The organism is Enterobacter sp. CPE_E863, from assembly GCF_046521465.1.
Taxonomy (GTDB): Bacteria; Pseudomonadota; Gammaproteobacteria; order Enterobacterales; family Enterobacteriaceae; genus Enterobacter; species Enterobacter adelaidei.
Genome location: NZ_JBKFZX010000001.1, coordinates 3,600,626 through 3,612,848, shown reverse-complemented (window position 1 = coordinate 3,612,848; position 12,223 = coordinate 3,600,626). Strand labels below are relative to the sequence as shown.

Below are 12,223 nucleotides of genomic sequence, written 5' to 3'. Positions count from 1 at the left end.
CATCTGGCGGGGATCTGCGATAATTATCGTTTATCCCCTTTACTGAGATGACTATGCAGTACCCGATTAACGAGATGTTCCAGACCCTGCAAGGCGAGGGTTACTTTACCGGCGTTCCCGCTATTTTCATTCGTTTACAGGGATGCCCGGTTGGCTGTGCCTGGTGTGATACCAAACATACGTGGGATAAGCTCGCAGATCGGGAAGTGTCGCTGTTTAGCATTCTGGCGAAAACCAAAGAGAGCGATAAGTGGGGGGCGGGCAGTTCAGAGGATCTGCTGGCCATTATTGGTCGTCAGGGCTGGACGGCGCGCCATGTGGTGATCACCGGGGGTGAACCCTGCATCCACGATCTGACGCCGCTAACCGAGCTGCTCGAAAAGAACGGTTACAGCTGCCAGATTGAAACCAGCGGTACACATGAAGTGCGTTGTTCCCACACCACGTGGGTGACGGTATCACCCAAAGTGAATATGCGCGGCGGATACGATGTCCTGTCTCAGGCGCTGGAACGTGCAGATGAGATAAAACACCCGGTAGGTCGCGTGCGTGATATTGAAGCACTGGATGAACTGCTGGCAACCCTCTCGGATGAAAAGCAGCGGGTCATTGCCCTGCAGCCTATCAGCCAGAAAGAGGATGCGACGCGCCTGTGCATTGAAACCTGTATCGCGCGTAACTGGCGTCTGTCGATGCAGACGCACAAGTACCTGAATATAGCCTGAAAAAAAGCCCGGTTTAACCGGGCTTTTTTTACTCGCCGCGATAGACGCAGCCGGCGGTGCAGGTCTCTTTAATCATCACTGCGCTCAGCAGCGGTACCAGCGGTTTCATCTGATCCCAGATCCATTTTGCCAGCACTTCGCTGGTCGGGTTTTCAAGGCCCGGAATATCATTCAGGTAATAGTGATCCAGACGATCGTAAGTTGGCTTAAATGCCGCTTTCAGCTCGGCAAAATCCATGATCCAACCGGTATGCGGATCGACTTCACCGGTGATCTCAAGACGCACCATAAACGAGTGCCCGTGCAGACGGCCACATTTATGTCCTTCAGGAACATGAGGAAGGTGGTGGGCGGCTTCGAAGGTGAAATCTTTAAACAGTGTGGTGGACATGATCGCTCTCAGTAATGCGGAAAAAACCGCCGCATAGTACCGGAAAGCACAATTTTTAGCATTAACTAAAACGGCTCTGAAGCCTGGACTGCAGGAAGTGGCCATTTTTTGTTATCTTTGTTGTGATATTTCAATCAGTTAATTAATCTGTTTTATCGTTAAGCATGATAACTAAAACAGGTTAGTCCATTTGGTTATTTATTATTTCCATCCCTTCTTTAATTGTTAGTATCCTCACCGTTAACCTTATCTTCAGTTTGGATTTATTCGCTTAAAGTCCGCTTGGCTACTGGAACATAACGACGCATGACGACACAGGCCCCACCTTCAAATTTGCTTCCCCTGAACCCGGAGCAGCTGGCGCGCCTTCAGGCTGCCACCTCTGATTTTTCGTCCACTCAGCTTGCCTGGGTCTCCGGTTATTTCTGGGGAATGCTCAATCAGCAACCGGGCGCTGTGGCTGCCGCTCCGGCAACGGCCGTAGAAATTCCGGCCATTACGTTGATTTCCGCCTCGCAGACGGGCAATGCCCGCCGTGTGGCTGAAGCGCTGCGTGACGACCTGCTGGCTGCCAGACTGAACGTGAACCTGGTCAACGCCGGGGATTATAAATTTAAACAGATCGCGTCAGAAAAACTGCTGGTGGTTGTCGCCTCAACGCAGGGGGAAGGTGAGCCTGCTGAAGAAGCGGTGGCGCTGCATAAGTTCCTGTTCTCGAAAAAAGCGCCAAAACTGGACGGCACGGCTTTTGCGGTGTTTGGCCTGGGCGATACCTCTTATGAATTCTTCTGCCAGTCCGGTAAAGATTTCGACAGCAAACTGGCTGAACTGGGCGCAGAGCGTTTGCTGGATCGCGTTGACGCCGACGTGGAATACCAGGCCGCCGCTGCTGAATGGCGTGCCCGCATCGTTGAGGTGCTGAAAGCGCGCGTCCCGAAAGAGACGCAGGCACAGGCCGCGTTTACCGCGACGGGTGCCGTCAACGACATCCATACCAGCCCTTACACTAAAGAGGCTCCGCTGGCCGCGAGCCTGTCGGTTAACCAGAAAATTACCGGCCGTGATTCTGAAAAAGACGTGCGCCATATCGAAATCGATCTCGGTGGCTCTGGCCTGCGTTACCAGCCGGGCGATGCGCTGGGGATCTGGTATCAGAACGATCCTGCTCTGGTAAAAGAGCTGGTCGAACTGCTTTGGCTGAAAGGGGATGAGCCTGTCACTGTGGAAGGCAAAACGCAGCCGCTCTCTGAAGCGCTGCAGTGGCATTTCGAACTGACGGTGAATACCCCGAATATTGTAGAAAATTACGCTACCTTAACCCGCAGCGAATCGCTGCTGCCATTCGTGGGTGATAAGGCGAAGCTGCAGCATTACGCGGCGTCAACGCCAATTGTCGATATGGTGCGTTTCTCTCCGGCTCAGCTGGATGCCGATGCGCTGATCGGCCTGCTGCGTCCGCTGACCCCGCGTCTGTACTCCATCGCCTCTTCGCAGGCCGAAGTGGAGAGTGAAGTGCATGTTACCGTCGGCGTGGTGCGCTACGACATCGAAGGCCGCGCCCGCGCGGGTGGGGCATCAAGTTTCCTGGCGGATCGCGTGGAAGAAGAGGGCGAAGTGCGCGTCTTTATCGAGCACAACGACAACTTCCGCCTGCCTGCGAACCCGGAAACCCCGGTCATCATGATTGGCCCAGGCACCGGCATTGCGCCGTTCCGCGCCTTCATGCAGCAGCGCGCGGCAGATGAAGCGCCGGGTAAAAACTGGCTCTTCTTCGGCAACCCGCACTTTACGGAAGATTTCCTCTACCAGGTTGAGTGGCAGCGCTATGTTAAAGAGGGTGTACTGACCCGCATCGATCTGGCCTGGTCCCGCGACCAGAAAGAAAAAGTATACGTACAAGACAAACTGCGCGAACAGGGCGCAGAGCTGTGGCGCTGGATCAATGACGGTGCCCACATTTATGTCTGCGGCGACGCCAATCGCATGGCGAAAGACGTTGAGCAGGCTTTGCTGGAAGTGATTGCCGAATTCGGTGGTATGGATGCCGAAACGGCAGATGAATATTTAAGTGAGCTGCGCGTTGAGCGCCGTTATCAGCGAGATGTCTACTAATGAGCGAAAAACATCCAGGGCCACTGGTGGTCGAAGGTAAACTGACAGACGCCGAGCGCATGAAGCTGGAAAGCAACTACCTGCGCGGCACCATTGCTGAAGATCTGAATGACGGTCTCACCGGCGGTTTCAAAGGCGACAACTTCCTGCTGATCCGTTTCCACGGTATGTACCAGCAGGACGATCGCGATATCCGCGCCGAGCGTGCTGAACAGAAGCTGGAGCCGCGTCACGCGATGCTGCTGCGCTGCCGCCTGCCGGGTGGGGTGATCACCACCAAACAGTGGCAGGCGATCGACAAGTTTGCCGGTGAAAACACGATTTATGGCAGCATCCGTCTGACTAACCGTCAGACCTTCCAGTTCCACGGCATTCTGAAGAAGAACGTGAAGCCGGTACACCAGATGCTGCACTCGGTTGGGCTGGACGCGCTGGCGACCGCCAACGACATGAACCGTAACGTGCTCTGCACCTCGAACCCGTATGAGTCCGAGCTGCACGCCGAAGCCTATGAGTGGGCGAAGAAGATTTCTGAGCATCTGCTGCCGCGCACGCGCGCTTATGCGGAGATTTGGCTCGATCAGGAAAAAGTCGCCACCACCGACGAAGAACCGATCCTTGGCCAGACCTATCTGCCGCGAAAGTTCAAAACCACGGTAGTGATCCCGCCGCAGAACGATATCGATCTGCACGCCAACGACATGAACTTCGTAGCGATTGCTGAAAACGGCAAGCTGGTGGGCTTTAACCTGCTGGTGGGCGGCGGCCTGTCCATCGAACACGGCAACAAGAAAACCTACGCCCGTACCGCCAGCGAGTTCGGCTTCCTGCCGCTTGAGCATACGCTGGCCGTGGCGGAAGCGGTGGTAACCACTCAGCGCGACTGGGGTAACCGTACCGACCGTAAAAACGCGAAAACCAAATACACCCTGGAGCGCGTGGGCGTTGAGACGTTTAAAGAAGAAGTAGAACGTCGCGCCGGCATTAAATTTGAGCCGATCCGCCCTTACGAATTCACCGGTCGCGGCGATCGCATTGGCTGGGTAAAAGGCATCGACAATAAATGGCACCTGACGCTGTTTATCGAAAACGGCCGTATTCTGGATTATCCGGGGCGTCCGCTGAAAACCGGTTTGCTGGAAATTGCGAAGGTCCACAAGGGTGAGTTCCGCATAACCGCCAACCAGAACCTGATCATTGCTGGTGTGCCTGAAAACCAGAAGGCGAAGATCGAGAAACTGGCGCGCGATCATGGGTTGATGAATGCGGTGAAACCGCAGCGCGAAAACTCGATGGCCTGCGTGTCATTCCCGACCTGTCCGCTGGCAATGGCCGAAGCGGAGCGTTTCCTGCCGTCATTCACTGACAAAGTAGAAGCGATTCTGGAAAAACACGGTATTCCGGACGAGCATATTGTTATGCGTATTACCGGCTGCCCGAACGGCTGCGGCCGCGCAATGCTGGCAGAGATGGGACTGGTCGGTAAAGCGCCAGGCCGTTACAACCTGCATCTCGGCGGCAACCGCATCGGTACGCGTATTCCACGGATGTACCGTGAAAACATTACTGAATCGGAGATCCTCGATTCGGTCGACGAACTGGTTGGGCGCTGGGCGAAAGAGCGTGAAGCGGGTGAAGGCTTCGGCGACTTTACGGTGCGTGCGGGCATCATTCGCCCGGTGCTCGACCCGGCCCGGGATTTCTGGGAGTAACAACGCGAGGTGATTATGTCCGTACTCGATCTAAACGCCCTGAACGATCTGCCAAAAGTCGAACGCATTCTGGCGCTCGCAGAAACCAACGCCCACCTGGAAAAGCTGGACGCCGAAGGGCGTGTGGTATGGGCGCTGGAAAACCTGCCGGGCGACTATGTGCTTTCGTCGAGCTTTGGTATTCAGGCGGCGGTCAGTTTGCATCTGGTGAATCAAATTCGTCCGGACATTCCGGTGATCCTCACCGATACCGGCTACCTGTTCCCGGAAACCTACCAGTTTATTGACGAGCTTACGGACAAGCTCAAGCTGAACCTGAAAGTTTACCGCGCGACGGAAAGCGCGGCCTGGCAGGAGGCGCGCTACGGTAAACTCTGGGAGCAGGGCGTTGAGGGCATTGAGAAATACAATGAGATCAACAAAGTTGAGCCGATGAACCGGGCGCTGAAAGAGCTTAATGCACAGACCTGGTTTGCAGGACTACGCCGCGAGCAGTCCGGCAGTCGCGCCACGCTACCCGTGCTGGCGGTTCAGCGTGGGGTGTTCAAAGTGCTGCCGATCATCGACTGGGATAACCGGACGGTGTATCAGTACCTGCAAAAGCACGGGTTGAAATACCATCCGCTGTGGGATCAGGGTTACCTGTCGGTGGGGGATACCCACACCACGCGTAAATGGGAACCGGGAATGGCAGAAGAAGAGACGCGATTCTTTGGCCTCAAGCGCGAGTGCGGACTGCACGAAGGGTGATCCCATTTCCTCCCTCTCCCTGTGGGAGAGGGTCGGGGTGAGGGCATCAGGCCGCACTAAGCCTTATTAGCTTTCGCCAGCTCCTTCACCAGCGGCAGCATCACCTTCACTACATCACGACTGCGGTGTTCAATCCGCTGCGGCAGTGCGCTATCAATGTGTTGCTGATTATCCAGCATCACGTTATGCCAGCTAATCCCGTCCGGGAAGGCTTTCGATTTAGCCCGCTGCTGATAGCCATCTTTCTTCCCCAGTGCCCAGTTAGTTGCTTCCACATACAGCACCGGAATACCCGCTTTATCGAACACCTCACCATCGTTACAGCAGCCTGTTCCTCGCGGATAATCAGGATTGCCGCCTGGGTTACTGGTGGCATAGACCCCATGGCTGCGGGCAATCGCCAATGCCCGGTCGCGCGTCAATTTTCGCACGGTACCCGGCGTACTTTGTCCGCTGTTGAAATAGAGCTTATCGCCGACGATCAGGTTATCGAGGTTGATCACCAGCAGGGTATTTTTCTTCTCTTTGGCGCTCATGCGCTTCAGGAGATTCTCAGCGCCGAGTTTGCCTTCTTCTTCACCACTGGTGGCAACGAAACGAATCCCGTATTTAGTCGGTATATCCTTCATTCGTTCTGCCAGTTCGAGCATCACGCCCAGACCTGCGGCGTTATCATCCATACCCTGCAGCGTCAGACCACCGAGATTGTTATCGGTATCGGTGTCGCTCATTGGGGCGTAGGTATCGAGGTGCGCCATAATAATGATCTGCTCATCCGCGCTACCTTCGTGAGCCGCAATAACCGTACTACCGGTCACGTTATGCCAGTTTTTGGTTTTATTGCGTGAGGTATAGATATAGCGGCTGTGAAACGTGCGGATATCGCTCTGGTAACCCATGTCGGCAAACTGCTGACGAATATAGTCTGCGGAGAGCATTTCCGCGGGGGAACCGGTCATGCGGCCAGGAAATACGGTGGCAATATGTCGCGCCTGCGTATTCGCGATTTCACCGTACGGTTGATTTTTTGCCTGAGCCGGAAGGATGAAGCAAACGCCGAGCGCCAGGGCAGCAATACGGTGGCGCGTTGCGGAAAACATAGTGAGTCCTTAAAAAACAGAGCAAAATTTTAACCCGCCTAGTATGAAACTGTGATCGTCCATACACAATTTGAATTGCTCTTAAATGCCCGAAATTTCGCGTGTTAAGCACTTTTTGATATTTGCTTTTTCATGGCGTTATTCCATTGAGTAACTACTCATTCCAATTCGTAATTTCATTCGGTCTAAGCCGCCCCCTATAGTCCCTTTATTCCTCGTTGTTAGTGAGTTGCTGCTGTGGACTATCTGCCCTTATTTGCTGCGATTAAAGATAAGCCGGTGCTGGTTGTTGGCACAGGTGAGATTGCCGATCGCAAAATCGTATTTCTGCAGCGCGCAGGGGCGCAAGTGCGGGTCGTTGCAGGGGCGGATTTCGACGAATCACAAATCGACAGCGTGGTGCTGGTGATTGCGGCAACGGAAGACCGCGAGCTGAACCGACGGATCTCAGATGCTGCTCAGGCGCGTTACCGTCTGGTGAACGTGGTGGACGATCAGCCTTTATGCTCCTTTATCTTCCCGTCGATTGTTGATCGCTCCCCGCTGCTGGTCGCTATCTCCTCCGGTGGTACCGCACCGGTGCTGGCGCGCGTATTGCGGGAAAAAATCGAAGCGCTGTTGCCAACCAGTCTCGGACGTATGGCAGAGAAAGCGAGCTACTGGCGCAATCATCTGAAAACCCGACTCACCAGCGTGACGGAACGTCGTCGCTTCTGGGAACGCGTGTTCCGCGGCCGCTTTGCCAGCCTGATGCAGGCCGGAAATGAGACCGCGGCGCAGAAAATTCTTGAAGACGAACTGGATAACCCCGGCAGCACCGGCGGGGAGATCATTCTGGTAGGCGCAGGGCCGGGCGATGCAGGGCTCCTGACGCTGCGCGGCCTGCAGGTGCTGCAGGACGCGGACGTGGTGTTCTACGATCATCTGGTTACTGACGGCATACGCGAACTGATTCGCCGCGATGCGGAGCAAATCTGCGTCGGCAAGCGGGCTGGCGAACACTCGGTACCGCAGCACGACACCAACCAGATGCTGGTTGACGCCGCCAAAGCGGGTAAAACCGTGGTGCGCCTGAAAGGGGGCGATCCGTTCATTTTCGGTCGCGGCGGCGAAGAGCTGCAGGCGGCAGCCGAAGCGGGGGTGCCGTTCCAGGTGGTTCCCGGTATTACGGCGGCTTCAGCCGTGACGGCTTATGCCGGTATCCCGCTGACCCACCGCGATTACGCCCAGAGCGTCACCTTTGTGACCGGCCACTACAAGGCCGACAGCACGCCGTTTGACTGGTCCCACCTCGCTCAGAGCCGACAGACGCTGGCTATCTATATGGGCACGATGAAGGCGGCGGACATCAGCGAACAACTTATTCAGCACGGTCGCGAGGCGAAGACACCTGTTGCCGTTATTTCTCGCGGTACGCGCGTCGATCAGCACGTTGCTATCGGCACCCTTGACGATCTTGCAACCCTGGCGAAAGACGCCCCTATGCCCGCCCTGATCGTGGTGGGGGAAGTGGTGCAGCTGCACAGCACGCTCGCCTGGTTTCAGCACACAACCGACACAGAAGGCTTTGGTTCTTCTGTTATAAATTTGGCTTAAGGAACGGTTATGGACCAAAAACGTCTTACTCACCTGCGGCAGCTCGAAGCGGAAAGTATCCATATTATCCGCGAAGTGGCCGCCGAGTTTTCTAACCCGGTGATGATGTATTCCATCGGCAAAGATTCCAGCGTCATGCTGCATCTGGCGCGTAAAGCGTTTTACCCGGGTACGCTGCCGTTCCCGTTGCTGCATGTGGATACCGGCTGGAAATTCCGCGAAATGTACGAATTCCGCGACCGTACTGCCAAAGCCTATGGCTGCGAACTGCTGGTGCATAAAAACCCGGAAGGTGTGGCGATGGGCATCAACCCGTTCGTGCACGGCAGCGCCAAGCACACTGACATCATGAAAACCGAAGGGCTGAAGCAGGCGCTGAACAAATACGGTTTTGATGCGGCCTTCGGTGGCGCGCGTCGTGATGAGGAAAAATCCCGTGCGAAAGAGCGTATCTACTCTTTCCGTGACCGCTTCCACCGCTGGGACCCCAAAAACCAGCGCCCGGAGCTGTGGCACAACTACAACGGCCAGATCAACAAAGGCGAAAGCATTCGCGTCTTCCCGCTCTCCAACTGGACCGAGCTGGATATCTGGCAGTACATCTATCTGGAAAATATTGAGATCGTTCCGCTGTATCTGGCCGCTGAGCGTCCGGTACTGGAGCGCGACGGGATGCTGATGATGATCGACGACGATCGCATCGACCTGCAGCCAGGTGAAGTGATCAAAAAACAGATGGTGCGTTTCCGTACCCTCGGTTGCTGGCCATTGACCGGTGCGGTGGAATCCAGCGCACAGACGCTGCCGGAGATCATCGAAGAGATGCTGGTGTCGACCACCAGTGAGCGACAGGGGCGCGTGATTGACCGCGACCAGGCAGGCTCCATGGAGCTGAAGAAACGTCAGGGTTATTTCTAAGGAGCCGCCATGAACACGACCATTGCTCAACAAATTGCCAAAGAAGGCGGCGTAGAAGCGTATCTGCACGCGCAACAACATAAGAGCCTGCTGCGCTTCCTGACCTGCGGCAGCGTGGATGACGGGAAAAGTACCCTGATTGGCCGTCTGCTGCACGACACGCGTCAGATTTACGAAGATCAGCTCTCTTCCCTGCATAACGACAGCAAACGTCACGGCACCCAGGGTGAAAAGCTCGACCTGGCTCTGCTGGTGGATGGCCTGCAGGCAGAGCGCGAGCAGGGCATCACCATTGATGTGGCGTATCGTTACTTCTCCACCGAGAAGCGCAAATTTATTATCGCCGATACCCCGGGGCACGAGCAGTACACCCGTAACATGGCGACCGGCGCCTCGACCTGCGATCTGGCGATCCTGCTGATCGACGCACGTAAAGGCGTGCTCGATCAAACCCGTCGTCACAGCTTTATTTCCACGCTGCTGGGGATCAAGCACCTGGTGGTGGCGATCAATAAAATGGATCTGGTGAATTTCAGCGAAGAAAAATTCGACGAGATCCGCCAGAGCTACCTGACCTTTGCCGAACAGCTGCCAGGTAACCTGGACATTCGTTTTGTGCCGCTCTCGGCGCTGGAAGGCGACAACGTCGCGTCCCAGAGCACGAACATGCCGTGGTACAGCGGCCCTACGCTGCTGGAAGTGCTGGAAACCGTTCAAATTCAGCGCGTGGTTGATACCCAACCGATGCGCTTCCCGGTGCAGTACGTTAACCGTCCGAACCTCGATTTCCGCGGTTTCTCCGGCACTATCGCATCTGGTTTCGTGAAAGTGGGTCAGCGCGTCAAAGTGCTGCCATCTGGCGTGGAATCAGCTATTGCCCGTATCGTCACTTTCGATGGTGATCTGCCCGAGGCGGGAGCCGGTGAAGCGGTGACGCTGGTGCTAAAAGATGAGATCGATATCAGCCGGGGCGATCTGCTGGTGGATGCGCACGAAACGCTGGCGGCGGTACAGGGCGCGTCTGTGGATGTGGTGTGGATGGCCGAACAGCCGCTGACCGCTGGGCAAAGCTACGACATTAAAATTGCGGGCAAGAAAACCCGCGCCCGCGTGGACGGTATTCAGTTCCAGGTAGATATCAACAATCTAACCCAGCGTGACGTCACCGAGCTGCCGCTGAACGGCATCGGCCTGGTCGATCTGACCTTCGACGAGCCACTGGTGCTGGATCCTTATCAGCAAAACCCGGTCACGGGCGGGCTGATCTTTATCGACCGTCTGACTAACGTCACCGTCGGTGCAGGGATGGTGCGCGAGCCTAACGAACAGGCCGCCGTGGCGTCTGAGTTCAGCGCCTTCGAGCTGGAACTGAATGCGCTGGTGCGTAAACACTTCCCGCACTGGGGTGCGCGCGATCTGCTGGGAGGGAAGTAATGGCTGCTCATGATGAGAACGTCGTCTGGCATCCTCATCCGGTCACTGTCGCTCAGCGTGAGCAACTCCACGGTCACCGTGGGGTTGTGCTGTGGTTTACCGGGCTGTCGGGTTCCGGTAAATCCACGGTAGCGGGGGCGCTGGAAGAGGCGCTGTATCAGCAAGGCGTGAGCACATACCTGCTGGATGGTGACAACGTGCGCCATGGTCTGTGCAACGATTTGGGCTTTAGCGACGAAGACCGTAAAGAGAATATCCGTCGGGTAGGGGAAGTGGCGAGCCTGATGGCGGATGCCGGGCTGGTGGTCCTTACTGCGTTCATCTCTCCGCACCGGGCAGAGCGCCAGATGGTGCGTGAGCGCGTTGGGCAGGATCGCTTTATCGAAGTGTTTGTCGATACGCCGCTGGAGATTTGTGAAGCGCGCGATCCGAAAGGGCTGTACAAGAAAGCGCGTGCGGGTGAACTGCGAAATTTCACGGGAATAGACGCAGTATACGAAGCGCCTGAATCGCCTGAAATTCACCTGGAAGGTCAACAATTGGTAACAAATTTAGTAAGCCAATTATTAGACCTCCTCAGACAGGACGATATTATCAGATCCTGAGACGGTATCGTTTGGGCGCTATTTACCCGAGCGATGAGTCATGGTCACAGGATTAGCTATGCGCAACAGTGAAAACTACATCATTACCACCGGGTCGGAGCCGATAGCGACCGACGACGAGACGACCTGGTCATTTCCTGGGGCCATCGTCGGCTTCGTCTCGTGGTTACTGGCGCTGGGTATCCCGTTTCTCATTTACGGCGGTAATACGCTGTTCTTCTTTCTCTACACCTGGCCATTCTTCCTGGCGCTGATGCCCGTCGCGGTTGTCGTCGGCATTGCGTTGCATTCGCTACTCAATGGCAAACTCCTTTACAGTGCCGTGGTCACGATTGTGACGGTGGTCCTGATGTTTGGACTGTTATTTTTGTGGCTCATGGGCTAACTTCAGCCATAATTCAAACAGTAACCAACTGTGTGACGATATTGTGCAGGGCGATTCTGCGGAAAAAATGTGGTACATTTGCCCGCGATGTTGCGGCATCTCTGTACCCCCGGCGTAGTGCCCTGGGGCGTTTTGGGATGATGATGCCGTTTTTCAGGGGGCAGGATGGGTAAACTAACGCTGCTGTTGCTGGCTTTGCTGATCTGGCTGCAATATTCGCTGTGGTTCGGTAAAAACGGGCTGCACGACTATAGCCGGGTGAGCGATGACGTTGCGGCTCAGCAGGCAACAAACGCCAAACTTAAGGCGCGAAACGATCAACTCTTTGCTGAAATTGATGACCTCAATGGCGGGCAAGAGGCGATTGAGGAACGCGCACGCAATGAACTCAGTATGACTAAGCCGGGCGAAACTTTTTATCGTCTGGTTCCGGATGCGTCTAAACGCAATCAGGGCTCAGCACAAAACAATCGATAATCAGGCCCAGGATTACGA

12 protein-coding genes are annotated in these 12,223 nt (G+C 55.6%); 10 read left to right on the top strand and 2 right to left on the bottom strand.

Annotation, left to right across the window (positions count from 1 at the left end; translation table 11 throughout):
• The first annotated feature begins 53 nt into the window (after positions 1-53).
• Positions 54-725, top strand: coding sequence for a 7-carboxy-7-deazaguanine synthase QueE (gene queE / locus ACLHV8_RS17780; protein ID WP_028016873.1), 672 nt, complete (start codon positions 54-56; stop codon positions 723-725).
• A 28-nt stretch (positions 726-753) separates the two neighbouring features.
• Here the strand turns inward: queE and queD are convergent, their stop codons facing one another.
• A complete protein-coding gene (gene queD, locus ACLHV8_RS17775; RefSeq protein ID WP_010434567.1) occupies positions 754-1,116 on the bottom strand; it encodes a 6-carboxytetrahydropterin synthase QueD in 363 nt (120 codons plus the stop codon).
• 306 nt (positions 1,117-1,422) lie between these two features.
• On the opposite strand from queD, the gene cysJ reads away from it, so the two are divergent.
• Genes cysJ through cysH form a run of 3 tightly spaced genes read left to right on the top strand, consistent with a single transcriptional unit; the run spans position 1,423 to position 5,690 of the window.
• Positions 1,423-3,228, top strand: coding sequence for an NADPH-dependent assimilatory sulfite reductase flavoprotein subunit (cysJ, locus tag ACLHV8_RS17770; RefSeq protein WP_208594082.1), 1,806 nt, complete (start codon positions 1,423-1,425; stop codon positions 3,226-3,228).
• Complete coding sequence (gene cysI, locus ACLHV8_RS17765) at positions 3,228-4,940, top strand: assimilatory sulfite reductase (NADPH) hemoprotein subunit (RefSeq protein ID WP_049007375.1); 1,713 nt, start codon at positions 3,228-3,230, stop codon at positions 4,938-4,940. The genes cysJ and cysI overlap by 1 nt, the downstream gene beginning before the upstream one ends.
• 15 nt (positions 4,941-4,955) lie before the next feature.
• On the top strand, positions 4,956-5,690 hold the full coding sequence (gene cysH, locus ACLHV8_RS17760) for a phosphoadenosine phosphosulfate reductase (RefSeq protein WP_049007376.1): 735 nt from the start codon (positions 4,956-4,958) through the stop codon (positions 5,688-5,690).
• A 56-nt stretch (positions 5,691-5,746) separates the two neighbouring features.
• Here cysH and ACLHV8_RS17755 read toward each other — a convergent pair whose 3' ends face one another.
• Entirely contained in the window at positions 5,747-6,790 is a 1,044-nt protein-coding gene (locus ACLHV8_RS17755; protein WP_049007377.1) for an aminopeptidase, read from the bottom strand.
• Positions 6,791-7,036: 246 nt separating this feature from the next.
• Here ACLHV8_RS17755 and cysG point away from each other — a divergent pair, with 246 nt between their 5' ends.
• The 6 genes from cysG to ftsB all read left to right on the top strand — a co-directional run bounded on the left by cysG (position 7,037) and on the right by ftsB (position 12,205).
• The gene (cysG, locus tag ACLHV8_RS17750; protein ID WP_208594135.1) at positions 7,037-8,386 is read left to right on the top strand and encodes a siroheme synthase CysG; all 1,350 of its coding nucleotides are present in this window, start codon (positions 7,037-7,039) and stop codon (positions 8,384-8,386) included.
• 9 nt (positions 8,387-8,395) lie between these two features.
• Entirely contained in the window at positions 8,396-9,304 is a 909-nt protein-coding gene (cysD, locus tag ACLHV8_RS17745; RefSeq protein ID WP_006811770.1) for a sulfate adenylyltransferase subunit CysD, read from the top strand.
• Between the two features lie 9 nt (positions 9,305-9,313).
• A complete protein-coding gene (gene cysN / locus ACLHV8_RS17740) occupies positions 9,314-10,738 on the top strand; it encodes a sulfate adenylyltransferase subunit CysN (protein ID WP_208594083.1) in 1,425 nt (474 codons plus the stop codon).
• Positions 10,738-11,343 (top strand): adenylyl-sulfate kinase, encoded by a 606-nt coding sequence (gene cysC, locus ACLHV8_RS17735; protein ID WP_028016865.1) that lies wholly within the window; start codon positions 10,738-10,740, stop codon positions 11,341-11,343. The genes cysN and cysC overlap by 1 nt, the downstream gene beginning before the upstream one ends.
• 58 nt (positions 11,344-11,401) lie before the next feature.
• Positions 11,402-11,728, top strand: coding sequence for a DUF3561 family protein (locus ACLHV8_RS17730; protein ID WP_028016864.1), 327 nt, complete (start codon positions 11,402-11,404; stop codon positions 11,726-11,728).
• 165 nt (positions 11,729-11,893) lie between these two features.
• Positions 11,894-12,205 carry a cell division protein FtsB gene (ftsB, locus tag ACLHV8_RS17725; RefSeq protein WP_008499609.1) on the top strand — a complete coding sequence of 104 codons (312 nt, stop codon included), beginning with the start codon at positions 11,894-11,896 and terminating at the stop codon, positions 12,203-12,205.
• Positions 12,206-12,223: the final 18 nt, after the last annotated feature.